This is a genomic window from Streptomyces sp. NPDC004561 (assembly GCF_053602155.1).
This window is the reverse complement of the sequence record NZ_JBSGDB010000091.1, coordinates 1-23,226: the sequence shown is the minus strand read 5'-3', so window position 1 is coordinate 23,226 and position 23,226 is coordinate 1. Positions and strand designations below refer to the sequence as shown.

Annotated in this window: 20 protein-coding genes and 1 riboswitch; of the genes, 9 read left to right on the top strand and 11 right to left on the bottom strand. The window is 72.6% G+C overall.

What is annotated here, in order from left to right; translation table 11 throughout:
- Positions 1–237: 237 nt before the first annotated feature.
- Positions 238–495 (bottom strand): chorismate mutase, encoded by a 258-nt coding sequence (locus ACWEN3_RS14980; protein WP_452970185.1) that lies wholly within the window; start codon positions 493–495, stop codon positions 238–240.
- 285 nt (positions 496–780) lie between these two features.
- Here ACWEN3_RS14980 and guaA point away from each other — a divergent pair, with 285 nt between their 5' ends.
- Positions 781–2,361, top strand: a complete 1,581-nt coding sequence (guaA, locus tag ACWEN3_RS14975) for a glutamine-hydrolyzing GMP synthase (RefSeq protein ID WP_452970183.1) — start codon at positions 781–783, stop codon at positions 2,359–2,361.
- Positions 2,362–2,365: 4 nt separating this feature from the next.
- Here guaA and ACWEN3_RS14970 read toward each other — a convergent pair whose 3' ends face one another.
- Entirely contained in the window at positions 2,366–2,833 is a 468-nt protein-coding gene (locus ACWEN3_RS14970; RefSeq protein ID WP_452970180.1) for a pyridoxamine 5'-phosphate oxidase family protein, read from the bottom strand.
- Between the two features lie 139 nt (positions 2,834–2,972).
- On the opposite strand from ACWEN3_RS14970, the gene ACWEN3_RS14965 reads away from it, so the two are divergent.
- Positions 2,973–3,767, top strand: coding sequence for a class II aldolase/adducin family protein (locus ACWEN3_RS14965; protein WP_452970178.1), 795 nt, complete (start codon positions 2,973–2,975; stop codon positions 3,765–3,767).
- Here ACWEN3_RS14965 and ACWEN3_RS14960 read toward each other — a convergent pair.
- On the bottom strand, positions 3,760–4,647 hold the full coding sequence (locus ACWEN3_RS14960; protein ID WP_452970175.1) for a DUF4429 domain-containing protein: 888 nt from the start codon (positions 4,645–4,647) through the stop codon (positions 3,760–3,762). The two genes, ACWEN3_RS14965 and ACWEN3_RS14960, sit on opposite strands and share 8 nt — an antisense overlap.
- Positions 4,648–4,837: 190 nt before the next feature.
- Here ACWEN3_RS14960 and ACWEN3_RS14955 point away from each other — a divergent pair, with 190 nt between their 5' ends.
- Together ACWEN3_RS14955 and ACWEN3_RS14950 are read left to right on the top strand one after the other, a co-directional pair.
- Positions 4,838–6,118: a hypothetical protein gene (locus ACWEN3_RS14955; RefSeq protein WP_452970193.1), complete on the top strand. Its 1,281-nt coding sequence runs from the start codon at positions 4,838–4,840 to the stop codon at positions 6,116–6,118.
- Positions 6,119–6,301: 183 nt separating this feature from the next.
- Positions 6,302–6,832, top strand: coding sequence for a DoxX family protein (locus ACWEN3_RS14950; protein ID WP_452970173.1), 531 nt, complete (start codon positions 6,302–6,304; stop codon positions 6,830–6,832).
- 46 nt (positions 6,833–6,878) lie between these two features.
- On the opposite strand, the gene ACWEN3_RS14945 is transcribed toward ACWEN3_RS14950, so the two are convergent.
- Positions 6,879–7,088: a hypothetical protein gene (locus ACWEN3_RS14945; protein ID WP_452970170.1), complete on the bottom strand. Its 210-nt coding sequence runs from the start codon at positions 7,086–7,088 to the stop codon at positions 6,879–6,881.
- Positions 7,075–8,586, bottom strand: coding sequence for a PspC domain-containing protein (locus ACWEN3_RS14940; RefSeq protein WP_452970168.1), 1,512 nt, complete (start codon positions 8,584–8,586; stop codon positions 7,075–7,077). The genes ACWEN3_RS14945 and ACWEN3_RS14940 overlap by 14 nt, the downstream gene beginning before the upstream one ends.
- 184 nt (positions 8,587–8,770) lie before the next feature.
- Between ACWEN3_RS14940 and ACWEN3_RS14935 the strand changes: the two genes are divergently transcribed.
- Positions 8,771–10,096 carry an ATP-binding protein gene (locus ACWEN3_RS14935; RefSeq protein WP_452970166.1) on the top strand — a complete coding sequence of 442 codons (1,326 nt, stop codon included), beginning with the start codon at positions 8,771–8,773 and terminating at the stop codon, positions 10,094–10,096.
- Positions 10,093–10,839 (top strand): LuxR C-terminal-related transcriptional regulator, encoded by a 747-nt coding sequence (locus ACWEN3_RS14930; RefSeq protein ID WP_452970163.1) that lies wholly within the window; start codon positions 10,093–10,095, stop codon positions 10,837–10,839. The genes ACWEN3_RS14935 and ACWEN3_RS14930 overlap by 4 nt, the downstream gene beginning before the upstream one ends.
- Positions 10,840–10,857: 18 nt before the next feature.
- On the opposite strand, the gene ACWEN3_RS14925 is transcribed toward ACWEN3_RS14930, so the two are convergent.
- Entirely contained in the window at positions 10,858–11,925 is a 1,068-nt protein-coding gene (locus tag ACWEN3_RS14925; protein WP_452970190.1) for an NlpC/P60 family protein, read from the bottom strand.
- Positions 11,926–12,473: 548 nt separating this feature from the next.
- Between ACWEN3_RS14925 and ACWEN3_RS14920 the strand changes: the two genes are divergently transcribed.
- Positions 12,474–12,827, top strand: coding sequence for a hypothetical protein (locus ACWEN3_RS14920; RefSeq protein ID WP_452970161.1), 354 nt, complete (start codon positions 12,474–12,476; stop codon positions 12,825–12,827).
- A gap of 3 nt (positions 12,828–12,830) precedes the next feature.
- Here the strand turns inward: ACWEN3_RS14920 and ACWEN3_RS14915 are convergent, their stop codons facing one another.
- Positions 12,831–13,799 carry a tellurite resistance/C4-dicarboxylate transporter family protein gene (locus tag ACWEN3_RS14915; protein ID WP_452970158.1) on the bottom strand — a complete coding sequence of 323 codons (969 nt, stop codon included), beginning with the start codon at positions 13,797–13,799 and terminating at the stop codon, positions 12,831–12,833.
- A 193-nt stretch (positions 13,800–13,992) separates the two neighbouring features.
- On the bottom strand, positions 13,993–14,808 hold the full coding sequence (locus ACWEN3_RS14910) for a C40 family peptidase (protein WP_452970188.1): 816 nt from the start codon (positions 14,806–14,808) through the stop codon (positions 13,993–13,995).
- Between the two features lie 755 nt (positions 14,809–15,563).
- A riboswitch (cyclic di-AMP (ydaO/yuaA leader) is annotated at positions 15,564–15,733 on the bottom strand.
- Between the two features lie 262 nt (positions 15,734–15,995).
- Here ACWEN3_RS14910 and pcrA point away from each other — a divergent pair.
- Positions 15,996–18,476: a DNA helicase PcrA gene (gene pcrA, locus ACWEN3_RS14905; RefSeq protein ID WP_452970155.1), complete on the top strand. Its 2,481-nt coding sequence runs from the start codon at positions 15,996–15,998 to the stop codon at positions 18,474–18,476.
- A 48-nt stretch (positions 18,477–18,524) separates the two neighbouring features.
- On the opposite strand, the gene ACWEN3_RS14900 is transcribed toward pcrA, so the two are convergent.
- Complete coding sequence (locus tag ACWEN3_RS14900; protein WP_452970152.1) at positions 18,525–20,030, bottom strand: peptidoglycan DD-metalloendopeptidase family protein; 1,506 nt, start codon at positions 20,028–20,030, stop codon at positions 18,525–18,527.
- A 256-nt stretch (positions 20,031–20,286) separates the two neighbouring features.
- A complete protein-coding gene (locus ACWEN3_RS14895) occupies positions 20,287–21,138 on the bottom strand; it encodes an esterase/lipase family protein (RefSeq protein WP_452970149.1) in 852 nt (283 codons plus the stop codon).
- A gap of 224 nt (positions 21,139–21,362) precedes the next feature.
- Between ACWEN3_RS14895 and ACWEN3_RS14890 the strand changes: the two genes are divergently transcribed.
- Positions 21,363–21,785, top strand: a complete 423-nt coding sequence (locus tag ACWEN3_RS14890; protein WP_452970146.1) for a cobalamin B12-binding domain-containing protein — start codon at positions 21,363–21,365, stop codon at positions 21,783–21,785.
- Here ACWEN3_RS14890 and ACWEN3_RS14885 read toward each other — a convergent pair.
- On the bottom strand, positions 21,761–23,226 hold a 1,466-nt coding region (locus ACWEN3_RS14885; protein ID WP_452970143.1), incomplete at its 5' end, for a DUF5691 domain-containing protein. The two genes, ACWEN3_RS14890 and ACWEN3_RS14885, sit on opposite strands and share 25 nt — an antisense overlap.

The following is a 23,226-nucleotide window of genomic DNA, read 5'->3' as shown; positions in this document are numbered from 1 at the left end:
GGCTCCGGGCGTCCCCGGAGCCGACCGTTCTCTTGGGTGACCGGGCTGCTGTCCCCTGCCGTCCGGTCACTTCCCTGGAGCGAGGTCCCACGACGTACGGCACGACCCGTACGCCTCATCGCTCCAGCGAGCCACGCGTGGTTCTGTCGGGCCCGCCCCTGGCTGGCACGGACACCCCGCTCAACGAAGCGGTGCGCGGGCCGGTCACGCGCCGTACGGGTGAGAGCGGGCCCGAACTCAGATGCGACCCCGGCACAGCTCGAGCAGGGTCATGGCGAGGGCGGTGCCGGGCCTGCCGAGCGCCTCGCGGTAGCGGCCGAGGATCTCCATCTCGCGGGACAGGCTGACCCGCCGGCCGCCGGAGGCGATACGGGTCTGCTGGACCACGGCGGAGACGGCCATCCGCTCCTGGACGAGGCCGATGATCCGGTCGTCGAGCGCGTCGATGCGCTCCCGGGCGTCGGCGATGGCCGCTTCCGGTGTAGTGGTGGTCATGTCGGGGCTCCTCGGTCGGGAAGGGCCAGGGCCCCGGAACGGCAGAACCCGGAGAAACGACAGGCGCCCCGGGCCTTGTCGGCCCGGGGCGCCTGGGAAGTCGCTTGGCGTTCGCTCAAGCAGCACGACCATGGCAGCCGGCGGGCCGGGTGCCATAGGTAAAGACGAAGGTCGGGTGCTGGAGCATGGCGCCAGTATGTCACGGCGAACTTCGGGGGAACCCCTTCCGTCCACACCGTTAGACTCGGTATCACAGACCCCCGCCCGACCACCAGAAGGCACCCCGTGTCATCAGCGACTCCCACTGCCGCCACGTCCGACACCGTCCTGGTAGTCGATTTCGGCGCGCAGTACGCCCAGCTCATCGCCCGTCGCGTCCGCGAGGCGCGGGTCTACAGCGAGATCGTGCCGAGCACCATGCCGGTCCAGGAGATGCTCGCCAAGAACCCCGCGGCGATCATCCTCTCCGGCGGCCCCTCGTCGGTGTACGAGGAGGGCGCGCCCCGCCTCGACCGCGCGATCTTCGAGTCCGGCGTCCCCGTCTTCGGCATGTGCTACGGCTTCCAGCTGATGGCGCAGGTCCTCGGCGGCACCGTCGACAACTCCGGCGCCCGTGAGTACGGCCGCACCGACCTGCACGTCTCCAGGGCGTCCTCCACCCTGTTCGAGGGCACCCCGGACGAGCAGCACGTGTGGATGTCGCACGGCGACGCCTGCTCCGCCGCCCCCGAGGGCTTCACGGTCACCGCGTCCACCGACGTCGTCCCGGTCGCCGCGTTCGAGAACGACGACAAGAAGCTCTACGGCGTCCAGTACCACCCTGAGGTCATGCACTCCACGCACGGCCAGCAGGTGCTGGAGCACTTCCTGTACCGCGGCGCGGGCCTGAAGCCGACCTGGACCACGGGCAACGTGATCGAGGAGCAGGTCGAGGCCATCCGCGCGCTGGTCGGCGACCGGCGCGCGATCTGCGGTCTGTCCGGCGGCGTCGACTCCGCCGTGGCCGCCGCCCTGGTGCAGAAGGCCATCGGCTCCCAGCTGACCTGCGTCTACGTCGACCACGGCCTGATGCGCAAGGGTGAGACCGAGCAGGTCGAGAAGGACTTCGTCGCGGCCACCGGCGTGCAGCTGAAGGTCGTCGACGCCGAGGAGCGCTTCCTGAAGGCGCTCTCCGGGGTCAGCGACCCCGAGGAGAAGCGCAAGATCATCGGCCGCGAGTTCATCCGCGTCTTCGAGCAGGCGCAGGCCGAGATCATCGCCGACGAGGGCCCGGCCGTGGAGTTCCTGGTCCAGGGCACGCTGTACCCGGACGTGGTCGAGTCCGGCGGCGGCACCGGCACCGCCAACATCAAGTCGCACCACAACGTCGGCGGCCTGCCCGAGGACCTCGAGTTCAAGCTGATCGAGCCGCTGCGCAAGCTGTTCAAGGACGAGGTCCGCATGGTCGGCCAGGAGCTGGGCCTGCCGGACGAGATCGTCCAGCGCCAGCCGTTCCCGGGCCCGGGCCTCGGCATCCGCATCGTCGGCGAGGTCACCAAGGAGCGCCTGGACCTGCTGCGCGACGCCGACGCCATCGCCCGCGAGGAGCTGACCACGGCCGGCCTCGACCGCGACATCTGGCAGTGCCCTGTGGTCCTGCTCGCCGACGTGCGCAGCGTGGGCGTCCAGGGCGACGGTCGCACCTACGGTCACCCGATCGTGCTGCGCCCGGTGTCCTCCGAGGACGCCATGACCGCCGACTGGTCCCGGCTGCCGTACGACGTCCTCTCCCGTATCTCGACCCGGATCACCAACGAGGTCCGGGACGTCAACCGCGTCGTGCTCGACGTGACCTCGAAGCCGCCGGGCACCATCGAGTGGGAGTGATCCCCTAGGTCCGGCGGAGCGTGCGCACCGGCTCCCCGGGCCGCCAGACCTGGACGACGAGGTAGGTGTCGTCCTCGACGAAGGTCCTCACGACCTCCGTCAGCTCGGTGCGGAAGAGGTGGAACGGCTCCGGCGGTTCCACCTCTTTCACGTACGCGGTCCTGGTCGCGCCCGCACCGACCTCGTACGCCCGCCCGCCGATCCGCACGTCCCCGCCGGCCATGCCGGTGCCCTCGCCGGGGTTCGCCTGCAACGCGAAACGCGGATCGCGCAGCAGGTCGCGGGCCTTCAGCGAGCCCGCCATCATGCCGAGCCACAGCTCGCCGCCCCGGAAGTCCACCTCCAGGCCGCAGGTGCGCGGCGAGCCGTCCCGGCGGAGCGTGACGAGGACGTGGTGGCGGAAGGCGCCGAAGCGCTCCTCGACGGTCCGGGCGACATCGGGTTCGGCCGCGGTGAAGGCTTCCCAGTTCATGCCGCCAGTGTTCCGCCCAAACCAGACATCTCCTGTCGCCTTTGGAGCCTGTGCGCCATCTTTACAGAACAGCTCTGCCCTTTTGGGCTGACCGACGGTAACTTCCGGGCCGTACCGCACTACCTGCGCTGGAGGACCTATGCACGGGCCCACCCCGCCGCTGCCGCTGCCCACCGACCAGCTGCAGTTCGCCATGCCCCCGATGCACGACTCGGTCGAGGACGAGCGCCGGCACCGCAAGGAACGGCTCGCCGGAGCCCTGCGGATCTTCGGGCGGAACGGGTTCGAGGACGGCGTCTCGGGGCACATAACCGCCCGCGACCCGGAGTTCACCGACTGCTTCTGGGTCAACCCGTTCGGGATGCCGTTCCGGCACGTCACCGTCAGCGACCTGGTCCTCGCCAACCAGGACGGGCAGGTCGTCGAGGGCCGCTACCACGTCAACCAGGCCGCCTTCACCGTGCACGCCCAGGTCCACGCCGCCCGCCCGGACGTCGTCGCCGTCGCCCACTGCCACTCCGTGCACGGCCGCGCCCTCGCCGCGCTCGGCGAGCTGATCGACCCCATCACCCAGGAGAGCTGCGCCTTCTACGAGGACGTGGCCCTCTACGACGCCTACACCGGTGTCACCGTCGACGCCGAGGAGGGCCGCCGGATCGCCGGCGCGCTCGGCTCCCGCAAGGCGCTCGTCCTGCGCAACCACGGGCTGCTCACCGTCGGCGACTCCGTGGACGCGGCGGCCTGGTGGTTCCTGTCCATGGAGCGCTCCTGCCAGGTGCAGCTCATGGCCAAGGCGGCCGGCCGGCCCGTCCTCATCGACCACAAACAGGCCGCCGCCACCCGCGAACAGCTCGGCGGCGACCTGGTGGCCTGGATCAACTACCAGCCCCTGTGGCAGGACATCAGCCGCGGCGAACCCGACCTGCTCAGCTGAAGCCCCGGAGCACGGCCGCCTTGGTGATCGCGAACTCCTCGTCCGTGAGCACCCCCTCCCGGTGCAGCTCCGCGAGCTCCCGCAGCCGCCGCAGCAGCACGTCGTGCTGGTCGGCCCGCGCCGGTACGACGGCCCGCTGCCGGTCCCGGCCGTCGTACCCGTCGCCCGCGTGCGCGGAGGGATGCGGCAGCCGGGCGGTGACGGCCGCCGCGACCAGCGCGGTCAGCAGATCGCGCCGGACGCTGCCCCACAGGTCCAGGGTGTAGGGGTCCCGCTCGGGCGGCAGTTTGGAGAACACCGTCTCCCGCGTCACGAACCGCAGGAAGCCGTCCTCGTACCCGGAGTTGGGCAGCCACTCCACCTGCACCAGATCGCCGAGCGCGATGATCCGCGGGCCGGTCGCGCGCTTGACCCGGTCGGAGGTGTCGGCCCAGTCGATGCGGAGCCGGCCGCCGTCGAAGGAGACCGTGCCGTCGGAGGACCGCACCGACACCGGCACCGGCGGACCCGGCAGCAGATATGCGCCCGTGGGCTCCTTGGGGACCTGGTCGAGGAGCAGCGCGTGCCGGATCTCCTCGGCGACGTACTCCGCGACCCCGCCGCGGTCCGCGTCCACCGTCAGCCGGTAGGGGTCGGCCGCCTCCGGCAGCCGGCCGCCCGTGGCCTGCAGCAGCGGGTCGGCGCCCTCCCGCAGCCTCAGCCGCAGCCGGCCGCGCTTGCGCTCGGGCTCGTAGCCGACGCCCGCCACCGCCTCCAGCGGGACGGAGATCTCCCCGTACGTCTGCCGGAACAGCGGCACGGAGCGGTGCAGTCCCGGGGTGATCCGGATCGTGCTGCCGTCGAAGGCCCAGGTCCCGTCCCGCTGGATGATCTCGGCCATGGGGGAATTCTCGCAGCCGGGTCAACACTGCGGCCGGTACTTCACCCGCCACGCCCCGGCCCCGCCGCCCCGGACCGTCTGCCGTACGGCACAATTCGCTCTCGACACAAGGGAGTTGCACGGCTGCGGAACGGCTCACCGAGGGGCCGGCGGCCGTGCCGCGATGTCGTGGGGAAGGCGGGCGTCGGGCGTGGCGGTGCAGGAGGCGAGAGGAGGCACGGGTGCCGAGGGGATCCACGGGAGCGGCTGCGGCTGCGGGGACTGCCCGCACGGCGCCCGGGAGGGGCACCGGCGGGCCGTCGCCGCGTTCTTGCGCCGGCGCGACGAGTTCGCGGCCGGGCAGGGCCTGCCCGCGGCCGTGGCGCACTCGGCCTCGGCGTCCCGCCAGTGGGTATCCGAGGAACTGACCCAGCGTGCCGAGGCCGTCGCCGAACGCGGCCGTGCCGAGGGCGAGATGTGGCTCGCCCGGCTGTGGCTGCGGACGGTGTGCGTGGTGTGGGGCGTGGTCGTCGCGCTGCTGCTCGCCGAGGCGCTCACCGCGATCGGCGCCGGCTGGACCACCGCCCGCACCGCCGCCCTGCTCGCCGCGCTCGTCGTCGCCGCCGCGCTGACCGCCGCCTGCCGGTTCCACCGGGCGCGCGGCGGGGCGCTCGCCCCGGTGATCGGCGAGGACCACCGTATGTCCACCTCCCGTACCGTCGCCGCCTGTTGGCTGCTGTTCGTGGGCTACGCGATCCTGCTGCTCGCCGGCCGCCTGGCCGCCGCCTCCCGGCACGCCGAACACGACGCGCTGATCGCGGGCCTCGACCTCACGCGCGGCGCCGGCGTGGTGAGCGTCCTCGCCGTGGTGTGCGGCATCGCCGTCCTGGTCCGCCGGGTGGTGGGCCTGCGCATCCTCGCCCAGCGGCTGCAGAAGGTACCGGCCCACCGGCCGCGCGCCGCCGACCTGCTCACCGACGACTCCGGCCGGGGCGCCTTCGCCGACATCCAGTACGTCGCCATCAGCGCCGTCGCCCTCCTGTTCGCCGCCGTACGCCTCGCCCGCCGCCCCGACCAACTGCCCGACCTGCCCTGGGGACTCGCGGTCGTCGTCCTGATCTCGGCCGCCACCTACCTGGCCGGCAAGTACGCCGAGGGCGGCCGCCCGGTCATCCTCTCCGTGGTCCGCGCCCGCGAACCCGGCGACCTGGACGGGCCGATCCGCACCGGCGACGACATCGAGATCCGCGGCACCGGCTTCGTACCGCCCGGCGCGCAGACCGCCGAGCGGCTCTCCCGCATGGTCGTCCGCATCGGCGCGGTCGACGTCCACGTCCCGCTGGTCCCCGTCACCGGCGGCTTCCGCAACCCCACGGACACCGTCCTGACCGTGCCCGTACCGGCCGATGTCGAGCCAGGCTCGGTGGACGTCCAGGTGGTGACCGCGGCCGGCGTGCCGACCAACCGGTACACGCTCCGGGTCACGGAGTGAGCCACGCCGGGACCGGCCGGCGCCTGATCGCCGCCCGGCCGGCCCGGCACCATGTCCCGCGTCGTGTCCCGCACGGGGATACGAAATCCGCTAAAAACACCGACTGAGGGTTGAACCCGTTCCCGTTGTCATACGTATCGTCCAAAGAGGGCAGGCCCGGATGGTGAAAGGCGGCTGGCAGCGATGACTCACGGCATTCGGACGGACACGCACACCACCCGGCTGATCGGCCGCAGTGACTGGCGGGACACCGCCACCCACTACTCGCTGCTGCCCCTCCGCGTCTTCCTCGGGGTCACCTTCATCTACGCCGGCCTCGACAAGCTCACCAACAGCGCCTTCCTGAAGTCCAGCGGCGCCGGCTCCATCGCCGAGACCATGCACGCGGCCCGCGGCTCCGCCGCCGTCCCGGCCCTGATCGACATGGCCCTGAAGAGCCCGGCCGGCTTCGGCTACGCCATCGCACTCGGCGAACTGGCCGTCGGCATCGGCACCCTGCTCGGCGTGCTCGGCCGGCTGGCCGCCCTCGGCGGCGCGATGATCTCGCTCAGCCTGTGGCTGACCGTGAGCTGGGCGACGACCCCCTACTACTACGGCAACGATCTCATCTACATGATGGCCTGGCTGCCGCTGGTCCTCGCCGGCGCACCCTATTTCTCCGTGGACGCGGCCTGGCGGGCCCGCCGCCGACAGCGGGCCGGCGGCTACCGCTAGTGCCGTGCCGGGCGTCGCGAGCCGGTGAACCTTTCCGGTCGCAGCACTAGCCTCTCTCGGCGCGGCTCCGTCCGCGTATGCCCCGGGTGACGGCGGCCGTGACGCCGGCCAGGCACAGGCCGCCCACCACCAGCGGGACGACCGCGAACCACGGCGTCTCCCACGCCCCGGCCGCGTCCCCCGCGTAGAGGGCACCGGTGGCCGTGAGGAACAGTCCGGCCACCAGCCTCCCGGGCTGGAACTCATGACGCAGCACGGCTGACCTCCACCTCTCCCACTCCGACCCCGAGCCTCATGTCGAGGGTCCCGGCGTCCTTGGCGTCCTTGACCGGCGCGAGCGTCACATCCCTGTGCCTGCCCGGCTGCACGTCCACGTCCTTCCCGTTCTGCCCGGGCAACCGGATGTCGCCCACTCCCACGTCGATGTTCATCCGCACGGTCGCGCCGGCCGGCACGATCACCTTCAGCCGGCCCGCACCGACATGGGCGTCCGTGGCGACCGTCTGCCCCTTGGCCGGCCGCACCCGGGTCAGGTCCAGCGTGCCCCGGCCCGTGCCCAGGTCGTATCTGGGCCGTACGTCCGCCGTCGCGGCGGGGGTCCAGGTCGTGTCCTTCCAGTGGGTGGTGATGTCCTGGGGCATGGCCGCCGCCCCGGCGAGCAGCGCCGCCGTGACGATCGCCAGGAACACCGTCCCCGCGCCCGTCCGGCCCAGGAACGCGCTGACCATGACGCCCAGGCCGAAGACCGCCAGCGCACAGGCGAGCCCGGTCTGCAGGCTGGCGCCCAGCGGGTGCGTGTCCCAGGTCAGGCCGGTGCCCAGGCCGCCCGCGCACAGCGCCAGCAGGAACACCCAGCCGCCGATCCAGCGCGGGCCGCGCGGTCTCGGGGGCGCGGGACGCGGCGTCTGTATGGAGCCGGGCCGGGTCTCGTGGGTCCAGGGGGTGGCCATACGGACGTCGACGACCGAGAGCAGATCCGGCTCGCGGGCGTCGCCGGGCCCCCACAGGTAGCCGGTGCCGCCGACATGGGTGCCGTCCTTGACGATCGGGTCCCTCCACCAGGAGGGATAGCTGGTGACGACCGGGGGCGCCTGGGCCTCCGGCGGGGCGTCGGCGGCGGCCTGCGCGGCCAGCGGGTCGGGATCGGGCGCACCCCGGCGCCGCGACCAGTACCCGGCGCCCGCGAGCAGCAGTGAGAGCACCACGGCGAAGGCCAGCACCCCGCCGTTCCTCAGCATGGTCAGGAAGATCCCGCAGCCGACCAGGGCGAACAGCACGGCGGCCAGTGCCTGGCCGTCGACCCGGCCGGTGAGCAGTTTGCGCAGCTCGTTCTCCTCGTCGTCCTCGTACGGCACCAGCAGCCAGACGAAGCCGTAGAAGATGAGGCCGATGCCTCCGGTCGCGGACAGGACGGCCAGGGTGATCCTGAAGATCACCGGGTCCATGTCGGTCCGCCGCCCCAGTCCCGCGCACACGCCCGCGATCGTCTTGTGCCGGCGGTCGCGCCGGAACCGGTCGGGAACCTCGGCGGTGTCCGGCTCCTGCGGCTCCTGCTCGTCGGCGCGCGGGCGGCGGCCGGGGCGGGGGCCCGGCCTCCTGTCGTCGGGGCTTTCGGCGCGGGTGCCGGTGCCGTCGCCGGCCGCTCCCGTCTCTCCCGTCGCGGCGGGCGCGGCATCCGTCGGCCCGGTGCCCGGAGCCGGGCGCGGGCCGGGGCCGGGTCCCGGACCCGTCGCGGCGTGCTCGTGATCCGTCATGCGTCCATGGTGACGGCCGGGCCGCCACGACGGCAGTCGGGACGACCCTGGGCGAACCCTGAAATCGGCCCTGAGACGGGCCGGGGAACCGTTCGACCGGCACAGACCCGCCCGAACCGGAGCGACAGCCGGCCCCCCGACGCGGTCTCGCGGAAGATCAGGGGCGTCTCGGGGACCGACCCTGATGCCCTGCCCCGCCCGGCGTGTGACCATCGATGCCATGCCGGAAGCCGCAAGCCTGCCCCTCGACGACCCGCGGCCGCCGCGCAAGCTCTACCGCAGCAGCGACGGACGCTGGCTCGGCGGAGTGGCGCGGGGCCTCGCCGGGCATCTCGGGCTGCCCGTCATCTGGGTCCGGCTCGCCTTCGTCGGCCTGTTCATGGCCAACGGACTCGGCGCACTGCTGTACGCGGCGTTCTGGTTCTTCGTCCCGCTCGGCGTCGGCGGCGTCGGAGGGCACAGGCCGCCGCCGGCCGCCACGGAGAGCGCGCCGGGCGGCCGCCGCAAACTCGTCGCCCGCAAGCCCGACCGCGGCCAGATCGTCGCGCTGCTCCTCATGGTCATCGTGTCCATGGTCTTCGTGGGCAGCGTCAACCTGACCAGCGCGGCCAAGGCGTACCTGCTGCCCGCCGTGCTCGTCGCGGCCGGCGTCGCCCTCGTCTGGCGCCAGGCGGACAACGCCCGCCGGGCCCGCTGGGTCGAGGTCGGCCGACGGCGCCGTACCCTCACGCTGCTGCGTGCGGCGGGCGGCGTCGTGCTGGTCACGGCCGGTGTCTCGGCCGTCTTCGTCCTCCAGGGCTCGGCCGCCCACCTCGGCGCCGTCCTCCAGGCCGCGCTCGCCGTCCTCGTCGGCATCACACTGCTCGCCGGTCCCTACCTGGTCCGGATGACCCAGGACCTGTCCGAGGAACGCCTGATGCGCATCCGCGCCCAGGAGCGCGCCGAGGTCGCCGCCCACGTCCACGACTCCGTGCTGCACACCCTCACCCTGATCCAGCGCAACGCCGACAACGCGAACGAGGTCCGGCGCCTCGCCCGCGCCCAGGAGCGCGACCTGCGCACCTGGCTGTACAAGCCGGAGGGCACCGGCAAGGACGAGGCCGACGAGCCGGACACGGTCGCCGAGGCGGTCCGGCGCAACGCCGCCGAGGTCGAGGACAAGCACGGAGTGCCCATCGAGGTCGTCATAGTCGGCGACTGCACGCTGGACGAGAGGACCGCGGCGCAGATGCAGGCCGCGCGTGAGGCGATGGTGAACGCCGCCAAGTACGGTGGCGAGGGCGGTGCCGTACAGGTCTACGCCGAAGTCGAGGGCAGGACGGTCTTCGTGTCCGTGCGCGACCGCGGCCCGGGCTTCGACCTCGATTCGATACCCGCCGACCGCATGGGCGTTAGAGAATCGATCATCGGCCGCATGGAGCGCAACGGCGGCACGGCCCGGCTGCGGGCGGTGCCGGACGGCGGCACGGAGGTCGAGCTGGAGATGGAGAGGGCGGAGAAGACGGCATGAGCGACGCGACCGAGTCGAACGGCACGGCGGGAGCGCCGGAGGCGGCCGGATCGGACCGGCCCGCCGACGGCGGTGCGGGCGGGCGGCACGTACGGGTGGTGCTCGTGGACGACCACCGGATGTTCCGCACCGGCGTGCAGGCGGAGATCGGCCAGACCGCCGAGACCGGAGTCGAGGTGGTCGGCGAGGCCGCGGACGTGGACCAGGCGGTCACGGTCATCACCGCGACCCGGCCCGAGGTGGTCCTCCTCGACGTCCATCTGCCGGGCGGCGGCGGGGTCGAAGTGCTGCGGCGGTGCGCGGCGTTGACGGCGGACGCCGAGCGGCCCGTCCGCTTCCTCGCGCTGTCCGTCTCGGACGCGGCGGAGGACGTGATCGGCGTGATCCGCGGCGGCGCCCGCGGCTATGTCACCAAGACCATCACCGGCACCGACCTGGTCGACTCGATCTTCCGGGTCCAGGAGGGCGACGCGGTCTTCTCCCCGCGACTGGCCGGGTTCGTCCTGGACGCCTTCGCCTCCACCGACGCCCCGCCCGTGGACGAGGACCTGGACCGGCTCACCCAGCGCGAACGCGAGGTGCTGCGCCTGATCGCCCGGGGCTACGCCTACAAGGAGATCGCCAAGCAGCTGTTCATCTCGGTGAAGACGGTCGAGTCCCATGTCTCGGCGGTCCTGCGCAAGCTCCAGCTGTCCAACCGCCACGAACTGACCCGCTGGGCCACCGCGCGACGGCTGGTCTGACCCGCGCCGGCGGGACCCTCAGGCCACCCGGGTGGCTCCGGCGAACGGCATCTCGTCGATGGGCGCCACGCGCACCGGCGCCGACGGGTTCGGGGCGTGGATCATCTGGCCGTTGCCGATGTACATGCCGACGTGGCTGACGCCGGAGTAGAAGAACACCAGGTCGCCCGGCTGGAGTTCGGAGCGGGAGACACGCCGGCCCGCGTTGATCTGGGCGTAGGTGGTGCGGGGCAGGGAGACCCCGGCGGAGCGGTAGGCGGCCTGGACCAGGCCCGAGCAGTCGAAGGCGTCCGGGCCTGTCGCGCCCCACACATAGGGGCTGCCGAGCTTGGAGTAGGCGTAGGCGAGGGCCGCCGAGGCACGGGAGTCGGGGGCCGCGACGGAACCGGCCTGCCCCAGTGCCTGCCGGGGGTCGGAGGCGGACCGGGAGGCACGGTCCGGCGCGGTGCCGCCGGCACCGGAGACCTGGCCGCGTTCCTGCGGGGTGAGCCGCGCCAGCAGCCGCCGGGCCTCCTCCAGCTTCCCGGTGATGGTCTTCTTCTGCCGGCGCAGCTCGGCCTGCCGTGACCGCAGGGACGTCAGCTCCACCCGGGCGGCGCCGCGTAACCGCTCGACCTCCTGCACCTGCCGGCGCACCTGGGACACGGCGGCGGCCTGCCGGTCACCGGCCCGCTCCGCGAACGCGGCGTCGTCCAGGTACCGGTCCGGGTCGCTGGACAGGGCGAGCTGCCAGGCGGGGTCGATGCCACCGTCGCGGTACTGCGCGGCCGCGATCGAACCAAGCGCGTCCCGGGCGGAGTTGAGCTTCTGCTCCTTGCGGGCGGCCTGGTCCGCCAGCGAGTTCACCCGCCGCTGCGCAGCGTCCGCCTGCTCCTTCGCTCCGTCGTACTTCTGCGTGGCGGTCTCCGCCTGCCGGTACAGCGTGTCCACCTCGGCCTTCACCTGGGCCGGCGTCGGCTGAGGCTCGGCGTGCCCCGTTCCGTCGAAGGCCGTCGCGGTGGCCGCGCCCGCGAGGGCGAGGGTGACGGCGGCCCGGGCCGTATGGCCACTGAGCGGGCGTTGCCGGGGCTTGCGGTGCGCTGCCACCTGGACCGTCACGTCCTTCCGTACGACTGGTACGCCCTAGCGGTCGGTACGCCCGGCGGCGGCCCGTACAGGGGGAACGCGCCACCGCCGGGCCTTTCTCGGCGGAGGTGGCCGACTGCCGCCCCTGGCCCGGGCGGCGGTGGGGAGCCGGTCACCTGGGGGAGGACGCTAGGCCCGTCTGTGACGAGTCGGTAACGCGGTGTACGGAACTGGCTCCGACGGATCGGGTCGTGGCGGTATGTGACCGCGTCGCAGGTCTGGTGTCGCCCCCTTCACGCAGCGTGGTGACCGATGCGCGGAAAGTGGGACGGGCGGGAGGGGTGGGGTGCTATGGGGCGCATATATGCAAGATCCGCGAGCGGTGTAGACATCTGCGCGGCGCCCACGCGACCACCACCACCGCGAGCGTGAGGGACCGACCGCACGATCCGACCAGAGGCCTCGCGAGCCCAGCTCCGACAAGGCGTGACGGCCCTCACCACTCGGACACCCCGGAACGGCACCCTGCCGTCCCCAGGGCTCTTGGCAACGAATTAGGCTCCGGCCCCATGGACGTACTCATCCATCTCTTCGTCGGCCTGCACATCATCGGCATCGCCGCGCTGCTCGGCGGTTTCCTCACCCAGATGAAGGCGATGGGCCAGGGCACGGCCCGCTTCGTTCCCGGGATGCTGCACGGCGCGCTGACCATGCTGGTCACCGGCGTGGCCCTGGTCGGTCTCAACCAGGCCGACGGCCACCACGTCAACACCATCAAGATCGGCGTGAAGCTGGCGCTGCTCATCGTGATCCTCGGGCTGGTCTACGTCAGGCGCGACGAGGAGCGGATCGACAAGGCGCAGTTCGGGCTGGTCGGCGGGCTGACCGCGGTGAACATCTTCATCGCCGTGCTGTGGGCCTGACTCTCAGCGCACCTCGGCCGCCCCGGGGCGGGCCCCGTACAGCGCACCGGCGGCGACCCACAGCCACGCCGCCACCGCCACCCACACCAGTACGTGTCCCGGCCCCCTGAGCCAGGGAACGCCGACGGCGGTCGCGACGGACAGTGCGGCCGCCGCGGTCATCCCCATCGGGAAGACCGTCGACCACCGGCGCACGTCGTAGAGGAGCCGGGGCCGCGCCGCCTCGGCGACCAGCAGGACGAGATACCAGGCCAGGTCCAGGACCAGCAGCGCGACCGTCACGTTGCGCAGCACGCCGTGGTCGTCGTCGTTCCACAGGTACAGGATCGATTCCCCGGCCGAGAGCAGTCGCGCCCCGGCCAGCGCCGAGATGGCGAGCGCCCCACCCGCGATCCAGTGGTCCCCGGCCCCCTCCAGCACCTGCCGTGACTCGAACCGGGCCAGGGCGAGGCAGTAGAGCACCAGGCCCAGCCAGAACAGCACCAGGGCGGCGTGCGCGAGCCACTCCTCGGTCTCGGCGGCGGCCAGCGTGGCCGCCAGCACGGCGATCCCCTCCGTGGCCACGCAACTCAGGAACACCGCGCCCGGCATGCGTGGCTTCCAGTGCCCCATGACGAGCACCAGCAGCACCGGCCAGAGCAGCGCCGCGAGCACCAGCAGCGCCTCGGCCAGGGTCTGCCAGCCGAGGGCCGCGAACCGGGTGCCCAGCACGGAGGTCGCGGCGACGGCGGTGAGCGCACCCGGACTCTCCGCCTCGGCCACCCAGCGCCGCCGGTCGACGGCGAGCCGCAGGACGAAGTCGGCGGCGAGCGCGACCCAGGCGACGCTCGCCATGGCCAGCGCCACCAGGGACACCGTCTCGTTGTCCGTCAGGTGCAGGCACACCGACAGGATCCCGGTCGCCATCACGGCGGCGCCGGCGGCCGGCGGCCGGTCCGCCCACCACGCTCGCAGACCTTGGATGCCGGACATGCGCCCGATGCTAGGCAGTGGCACGAGCCCGGCGAGCGGGGCACGCGCGCGGGGCACGAAAAAACACCCGCTCCCCGGAGAAGGGCCCGCTCGCCGGATATGGACCTGCTCCCCGGGGAAGGGCCTTGCTCCGGGGCCGGGAAACTGAGCCCCCCTCGGGAAGCGCCGGCCGCCGGGGGAGGCGTCCGGCTCCTCAGCTCGGCCGCACCACGCTGTGGATGGTCGACTCCCCGTCGTGGTAGACGGATTCCTCACGTACGTACGTGCCCGGGCCGGGGGCGTGGATCATCATGCCGTCGCCCGTGCAGAGGCCGACGTGGCGGATGTCGTCGTGGAAGAAGACCAGGTCGCCTGGGCGGGCGTCGGCAAGAGGGACCGTGCTGCCCGCGCCGGCCTGGTCGCGTGTACCGCGTGGGAGCGCGACGCCGGCGGACTTCCAGGCGGCCTGGGTCAGGCCCGAGCAGTCGTACGAGCCGGGGCCGCTGGCGCCCCACACGTACGGCTTGCCGATCTGGGCGCGGGCGAAGGCGATGGCCTTCTCGGCCCGGGTGAGGTTCGAGGTGCCGCCCGCGAGGCCCGCGGCCTCCTGCGGCGCGCTCTCCTCGACGGCCGTTTGCCGCGCCGTCAGCTGCGCCAGCAGCACGCGCGCGGAGGCGAGCTTTCTCTGCACCGTTGCCTTGGCGGCCCTCGGGTCGGCCGACGACTCGGCCCGCGTCCCGCTGCTCGCCGACGCGGCCGGGGCGAACCCCGCAACCTCGGCCGCCGCCCGGTGCCCCACCCCGCCCGCAACCACCTGCGGCGCCTCGGCCGGAGCCATGTGCGGCGCCTCGGCCGGACCCCAGTGCTGCCCCCCGGCCACAGCCACATGCGACGACGCCGCCGGGGCCACATTCGGAGACCCGACCGGAACCCCGTGCCGCACCTGAGCGGAAGCCCCGTGCCGTGCCTGGGCCGGAGCCACGTGCGGCGACTCAGCCGGCGCCCCGTGCCGCACCTGAGGCGGAGCCACATGCGGGGCCCCGGCCGAAGCAGAGTGCGCCACTCCGGCCGCGGCCATGCCCGCCACCCCGGTTGCAGACCGGTGCTGCATCCCGGCCGCAGCCATGTCCGACACCCCGGTCGTAGTCGTAGCCTGCCGCGGCACCCCGGCGGCACCCCGGTGCTGCATCCCGTTCGCAACCCCGTGCGGCGGCTCGGCACCAGTCCCGTGCGACAACCCGGTCGCGGGCCCGTGCGGCATCCCGGCCGCAGTCCCGTGCGGCGCCTCGGCCGGAGGCACGCCCGGGTTCTGGCCCCCGTCCGCCGTCCGGCCATGGCCGCGGTCGCGGGTCTGGGCCGGGGTCCGGAGGTTCCTGGCGGCCTCCTGCCGTTCGACCGCGCTCTTCACGCGTGAGGCCAGCCGGTTCATCACCCGGCTGGGGTCGAAGTAGTCCTGCGCGGCCTCAGGCAGAGCCTCCTGCTCCGGGCGGGGCTTGGTCAGCCGGACCGCGCGCCGTACCTCCTCACGGAGGGCCTCGGCCCTCTCGCGCTGCTTGCCAGGGCTCTCCTGCTCCGCCGCCGAGTCAGCCCGGCGGTAGAGATCGTCGATCTTCTTCTCGATCTCCTCGAGGGTGGGCCGGCCGTGTTCGGTCGCGGGGGCGGCCTCGGCGGTCTGGGAGAGCACGGCCACCGAGGTGAGCGCGGCGGTGGCGAGGGCGGGGGTGCGAATGCCGGCTCCAGGGGACCCGGCAGGGCGCGGCTTGCGGTGCGACGCCAAGGGAGGCGACTCCTTCCAACATCCGCCTACCGGGTTAGCTGTCGGGTTCGGGCGGGTGCTTCGGAAGGGTTGCCCTACGGCGTCGTCCCGGGCGGGAGTCGGCCGATTCACCCCAGGATCGGTGGGTCCCCGGCTCCGGGCACCGTGCGGGGCGCGCCGGACTCGGCGGAGGCCGCGCGGCCCGGCGAGGTTCGCCGGAGAGGGGGCGTGCGGCCTAGCGGCAACCTAGCCAACTCGTGTGTCTTCTGTGAAGGTTGGTGCGAGGTATGTCCGATACATTTCCGTGACCTGGGCGCGAATTCACGTACGCGTGACCAGGCGCTTCCGCAGTGTGAGGCGCAGATCGGCGCCGGTGGCGCGGGGATCGGCCGTCCGTCGAACCGGCCATGTTCCGGGGACGGCGACCGGTTGTCGGTGGGGCACCCTAGACTCGTAGAGCGATGAGCAGCCTCTTTGACGACAGCTTCCTGGCGGACCTCCAGACCCCTCGCGGGCACGAGGAGGAGCCCCCGCCGCCGCCCGAGGACGACCACGCTCCGGAGCCGGTTCCGGACGATCTGTTCGGCGGGAAGTTCGACGTGCCGCCCGACCGGGACGCCTACTACCGCGACGGCGCCCCGCGCCCGGCGATCGACGCGGCGGCACTGCTCGAGGGGCTGAACGAGAACCAGCGCGCCGCGGTCGTCCACGCGGGCTCGCCGCTGCTCATCGTCGCGGGCGCCGGCTCCGGCAAGACCCGTGTGCTCACCCACCGCATCGCCCACCTGCTCGCCGAGCGCAGCGTCCACCCGGGCCAGATCCTCGCGATCACCTTCACCAACAAGGCCGCGGGCGAGATGAAGGAGCGCGTCGAGCAGCTGGTCGGCCCGCGCGCGAACGCGATGTGGGTGATGACCTTCCACAGCGCGTGCGTGCGCATCCTGCGCCGCGAGTCGAAGAGGCTCGGCTTCACGTCGTCGTTCTCGATCTACGACGCCGCCGACAGCAAGCGCCTGATGGCCCTGGTCTGCCGCGACCTGGACCTCGACCCCAAGCGCTTCCCGCCGAAGTCCTTCAGCGCCAAGATCAGCAACCTGAAGAACGAGCTGATCGACGAGGAGGACTTCGCCGCCCAGGCCACCGACGGCTTCGAGAAGACCCTCGCCCAGGCCTACGCGCTCTACCAGTCGCGCCTGCGCGAGGCCAACGCGCTCGACTTCGACGACCTGATCATGACGACGGTCAACCTGCTGCGCGCCTTCCCGGACGTCGCCGAGCACTACCGCCGCCGCTTCCGGCACGTCCTGGTCGACGAGTACCAGGACACCAACCACGCTCAGTACGCCCTCGTGCGCGAGCTGGTGGGCACGGGCGAGCGCGACGAGGACACCCCGCCCGGCGAGTACGACATCCCGCCCGCCGAACTCTGCGTGGTCGGTGACGCGGACCAGTCCATCTACGCCTTCCGCGGCGCGACGATCCGCAACATCCTCCAGTTCGAGGAGGACTACCCGGACGCGACGACGATCCTGCTGGAGCAGAACTACCGCTCCACGCAGACCATCCTGTCCGCCGCCAACGCGGTCATCGAGCGCAACGAGTCCCGCCGCCCGAAGAACCTGTGGACCAACGCCGGTCAGGGCGCCCGGATCACCGGCTACGTCGCGGACACCGAGCACGACGAGGCCCAGTTCGTCGCCGACGAGATAGACCGCCTCACGGACGCGGGCGAGGCGCGGGCCGGAGATGTCGCCGTCTTCTACCGCACCAACGCCCAGTCCCGTGTCTTCGAAGAGGTGTTCATCCGGGTCGGCCTGCCCTACAAGGTCGTCGGCGGAGTCCGCTTCTACGAGCGCAAGGAGGTCCGGGACGTCCTGGCCTACCTGCGGGTGCTCGCCAACCCCGAGGACTCGGTGCCGCTGCGCCGCATCCTCAACGTGCCCAAGCGGGGCATCGGCGAGCGCGCCGAGGCGATGATCGACGCCCTCGCCCAGCGCGAGAAGATCAGCTTCCCGCAGGCGCTCAAGCGGGTGGACGAGGCGTACGGCATGGCCGCGCGGTCCACCAACGCGGTCAAGCGGTTCAACACGCTGATGGAGGACCTGCGCACGATCGTGGAGTCCGGCGCCGGACCGGCGACCGTGCTGGAGGCCATACTCGAACGCACCGGCTACCTCGCCGAGTTGCAGGCCTCCACCGACCCGCAGGACGAGACCCGCATCGAGAACCTCCAGGAACTCGCGGCCGTGGCACTGGAGTTCGAGCAGGAGCGCGCGGAGGGCGAGACGGGCACGCTCGCCGACTTCCTGGAGCAGGTCGCCCTGGTCGCCGACTCCGACCAGATCCCGGACGAGGAGGACGGCGACGGCGTCATCACGCTGATGACACTGCACACCGCCAAGGGCCTAGAGTTCCCGGTGGTCTTCGTGACCGGCATGGAGGACGGCGTCTTCCCGCACATGCGCGCCCTCGGCCAGACCAAGGAGCTGGAGGAGGAGCGGCGCCTGGCGTACGTGGGCATCACGCGCGCGAGGGAGCGGCTGTACCTCACGCGGTCGGCGTTGCGCAGTGCCTGGGGGCAGCCCTCGTACAACCCGCCCTCCCGTTTCCTGGAGGAGATCCCGCCCACCCACGTGGAGTGGAAGCGGACCGGAGCGGCCGCGCCGGTCTCGTCCGGCCCGGCGTCCGGTATCGCGGCCTCGCTGTCCTCGAGCCGCTCGCGCTCCTCGGCGTCGGGCGCGTCCGGGTTCGCCACGCGGCGCACCGCGGAGAAGCCGGTGGTCGCGCTGGCCGTCGGGGACCGGGTCACGCACGACCAGTTCGGGCTCGGCACGGTCGTCGCGGTCAAGGGCACGGGCGGGAACGCGGAGGCGACGATCGACTTCGGCGACACCAAGCCGAAGCGGCTGCTGCTGCGGTACGCGCCGGTGGAGAAGCTGTAGACGGGGAAGGGCCCCCGCTGCTCGGCGGGGGCCCCGTTTCCGTGACCGTTACGTGGGATCGAGCCCGTGGCTGCGCAGCCACGGCAGGGGGTCAATGGCCGGTCCGCCCGCGGGCCGCACCTCGAAGTGCAGGTGCGGGCCGGTGGAGTTGCCGGAGTTGCCCGAGTAGGCGATCGGCTGGCCGGCCTTGACGGTCGTACCGGGAGCCACGCGGTAGCTGGACAGGTGGCAGTACCAGGTCTCCGTGCCGTCCTTGGCCGTCAGGATCAGCATGTTGCCGTAGGCGTTGTTCCACTTGGTGGTGACGGTGCCGTCGGTCGCGGCCATCACCGTGGTGCCGTAGGCGACGGGGAAGTCGATGCCCGTGTGCACGGACATCCAGTTCACGCCCGCCTGGCCGAAATAGGCGCTGAGCCCCTTCTGGATGACCGGCAGCACGAACTTGGGGCGCAGCCGCTCCTTGAGCGCGGCCTCCGCGGCCGCCTTCTTCTTGTCCTGCTCCTGCTGAGCCTTGAGGTCGATCCGCTCCTGCGTACGGCTCGCCCGGTCGGCGAAGTCGTCGGCGCCGGCCGACAGGGTACTGAGCTGGGTGTCCAGCTTGCTGTTGGCGACCGACGGCTTGACCGCGTGGGCGTCCGAGGCGGAGGCCGTGGTGTCCTTGCCGCCGTCGTCGGTCAGCGCGCCGACGGAGGCGGCGGCGATCCCGGCGACCCCCATCACACAGACCGAGGGCACGGCGACGGTCAGCAGGGCGGAGCGCTTGGCGGGCGTACGGCGCCGGGAACGCGCCGCCCCACGGGAGCCCGCACGGCTCACCGGAGTCGGGGTGACCTCTTCCTGGTCGTCCAACAGCTCCAGGACGGCAGGCAGTTCACCGGTCGAGGCCGACTCGCCGTCGGCGGAGGACTGCTCGGTGAAAGCGGAGTCCTCGTAGGGCGGTTGCTCGAAGGCCTCGGTCGCCTGCGGGTCGCCGACCTGCTCGAACGTGGCGGTCGCCTGCTGATCGAACGGTTCGGCGGTCTGCTCGGGCATGGCCGGCACGGCCTGTTCGCCGGAGTTCCACTGCGTGGCGTCGTACGCGCCGGTGTCGAAGGTGTGGGTGCCCCAGGCCCACTGCTGTGTGGGGTCCGCGCCGCCGGACGGGTCGGGCTGCAGCCAGGCGCTCGCGTCCCATTGTCCGCTGACGTCGTGTCCCGTGACCTGCGCGGGGACCGTCCAGGCGGTGGTGTCGTAGGCGCCGGAGTCGTGGGCGGTGTGCGGCTGCGCGGCGTACGCGCCGTAGGCGGAGGTCTGGACGGTGCCGTTCTGCCAGTGCGTGGTGCCGTAGGCGCCCGTGTTGTGCGTGCCGCCCGGGAGACTGCCGTAGAGAGGGTCCGTGCCGAAGGCCGAGGCGGTCACGGAACCGTCCGTGAAACCGGTGGCGTCGTAGCCGCCGTGCGTGGTGAAGTCGCCGTACGGGGCTTCCTGGGTGTCGTACGTCGCGTAGTGCGTGGCGGAGGCGTCGGAAGCCGGGGCCGGGGTGGTCATGGTCCCCGACGGGTGACGGTCGTTCACCAACTTCTCTTTCGCCTCGACAACAGGGGCTGCCAGAGCAGTGCGGTGACAGTACCCGGCGGTATACGGGCGTGACAATCTTCGGCCGGTTTCGCGTGGGCCGGAAACGGGCATTCAGCGGTGTTTCGGGGACGTCGGGATGCGGGCTTGGCCTTTTGTTCGATGAGTGTTCGATGTGAGACGGCCGTATGTCACCGGTGAGCGGGCTGTGCGGCGCCCCTGTCCTCGCCCTCTCGAGCCCCCGCCGGCGGCCGGCTCAGGCCACCGTGAGCCCCTCCGTGACGCGGTCCCCGGGCCGGGGGGCGTCCAGCGCCTCGCGTATCCCGGCGGCCACGGCGGGGTGCAGGGGCAGGGCGAGATGCCCGATGCCGGTCACCCGGACGTTCTGCGCGTCGAGGTCGGCGTGCTCCAGGCAGGCCGACTCCAACGGGTCCATCAGGGAGTCCAGGTCGCTCCAGAAGCTCACGAACCGCGTACGGCAGCCGGGGGCCGGCCGGGACAGCTCCTCGATCACCTCCGAGCCGGGCCGCATCTGGCGCACGATCGGATGGGCGTCGGCCAGCGGCGCCACCCGGGTCCCGGAGTGCGGGGTGCCGAGGGTGACCAGCGTGCGAACCCGCAGGTCCCCGCCCAGGCACTGCACGTAATACCGCGCGATCAGCCCGCCGAGGCTGTGCCCCACGATGTCGATCCGGGTGCTGCCCGTGCGCTCGCAGATCTCCTCCACATGCCGGCCGAGCAGTTCGGCGGCGGTGCGGATGTCGCAGGTCAGGGGGGAGTAGTTGAGCGATTCGACCCGCTGCCTGCCGTGCTGGGCCAGATTGCGGCGCAGCAGCACGAACACCGAGCGGTTGTCGATGAAGCCGTGCAGCAGCACGACCGGCGGACCGGGGCGGACCGGCAGTTGCGCGGTGCCCTCGCCCGCGGGCAACTCCGGGGTGCGGCGCTCCTGGATCAGACCGGTCGGATACAGCAGGAGGTGCCCGGCCAGGATCGCGGCCTCCAGGGCGGTCGCCTTCAGCAGCGCCATGGACAAACCGGCCAGTCTGCCCGGCCACAGGCGGCGGCAGAGCGGGAGGAAGAGTGGCAGTACCCCGGTGACCTTCATGGCCGACCTCCTGTCGGCACACCGGAGGACGGCTCGATCCCCCGTGTGCCCTCATGTCCCACCGTGTGATTTCCCCCTCGCTGCGCACCGTAAAACTGCCCGTTGCGGGATGCTGGAGATAACGTTCGTTCACTTCGCGACGGGTGGCGGAACGCGCCAAAAGTGCGGTACTTGTCGTTACGGACGGAAGCGATCGCTTCCGTGGTCGTTTGATGGAGGCAGTGATGGTTGTGGCAGCCGGTCCGATCCGCGTGGTGGTCGCCAAGCCGGGGCTCGACGGCCACGATCGAGGGGCCAAGGTCATCGCGCGCGCCCTGCGCGACGCCGGCATGGAAGTCATCTACACCGGGCTGCACCAGACGCCGGAACAGATTGTCGACACCGCCATCCAGGAGGACGCCGACGCGATCGGCCTGTCCATCCTCTCCGGCGCGCACAACACCCTGTTCGCCGCGGTCATCGAGCTCCTCAAGGAACGCGAGGCCGAGGACATCCTCGTCTTCGGCGGCGGCATCATCCCCGAGGAGGACATCCCGCCGCTGAAGGAGAAGGGCGTGGCGGCGATCTTCACGCCGGGGGCGACGACCGCGTCCATCGTGGAGTGGGTGCGGGAGAACGTCCGTCAGCCGGCCGCCTCCGGGGGCTGAGTCGGCGCAGCGGTGCGCGGGGGCAGTGGCTCCCGCGTGCCCACGGCGGCGTCCGGCGTCAGTTCGCCGGCCATCGCCGCACGCAACCGCAGTGTCGTGACGAGTCTCTGGAACGCCTCCGCCCAGTAGCCCCCGGCGCCCGGCGCGGCATCCTCCCGCTCGTCGGGTATCGCCAGCAGCGCCTCCAGCCGGGCGGCCTCCGCCGGGTCCAGACAGCGCTCCGCGAGTCCCATCACGCCGCTGAAGCTCCATGGGTAACTCCCCGCGTCCCGCGCGATGTTCAGGGCGTCCACCACGGCCCGGCCCAGCGTCGGAGCCCACGGGACCGCGCACACCCCGAGCAGCTGGAACGCCTCCGACAGGCCGTGGGTCGCGATGAATCCGGCGACCCACGCGGCCCGTTCCGCCGGCTCCAGCGCGGCCAGCAGTTTGGCCCGCTCCGCCAGGGACACCGCCCCCGGACCGCCCGCCTCCGGCGCCGAGGGGGAGCCGAGCAGCGCCCTCGACCACTCCGCGTCCCGCTGCCGCACCGCCGCCCGGCACCAGGCCGCGTGCAGCTCGCCCTGCCAGCCGTCCGCGACCGGCAGCGCCACGATCTCCCGCGGCGTCCGGCCGCCGAACCGCTCCCGCCAGGTGCCGAGCGGTGCGGCCTCCACCAACTGCCCAAGCCACCATGACCGTTCTCCTCTGCCAGCAGGGGGTGTGGCCACCACACCGTCCCGCTCCATGGCGGAGTCGCACTCGAGTGGCGCCTCGACCACGGTCACCGGCGAGTTCCCCGTACGATCGACGGCCACACATGCGGTCGCCCGTATGGCCATGCGCGCGGCGAGCGCCGAACCGGGCAGCGCCGACAGCAGCTCCGCCGCCGTCGCCCGCACATTGCGGCTGCGGTCGCCCAGCGCCTGCTCCAGGAACGGCTCGTCCGTCGCGGACAGGCCCGTGCGCAGCGAGTCCAGGAACATCAGCCGGTCCTCCGCCCGCTCCGCCGGCCAGGTCCCGGCCAGCAGGTCACGGGCGAGCGCGGGAGCACGGGCGCGCAGCGCGCCCAGCAGGGCCACCCGCTCGGCGAACAGTCCCTCCTGCCAGAGCCGGCGCACCGCCTCGGCGTCCTCGGGGCCGGGCAGCGCCGCGCCGCCGCCGGGGGCCGAGCGCAGGGCGAAGCGCCAGTCCGGGTTGAGCCGGGCCAGCCACAGCGCTCGCGGGCCCGCGAACGCCAGCGCCGCCGGGCGCAGGTCCGTACGGCCCCGGGCCGCGTCCAGCAGCGCCGGAAGGGCCTGTGCGGGGGCCGCGTACCCGTGCGCGTTGGCCGCCGCGAGCCACTGCGGGAGCAGCTCCATCAGGTCCGGGGAGCTGCCCCGCCGGCCGCCGCCCGTGCCACCGGAACGGTCGGCCAGCAGCGTGGCCAGCCTGCGCGCCGCGGCCGCGGGCAGGGCGGGGC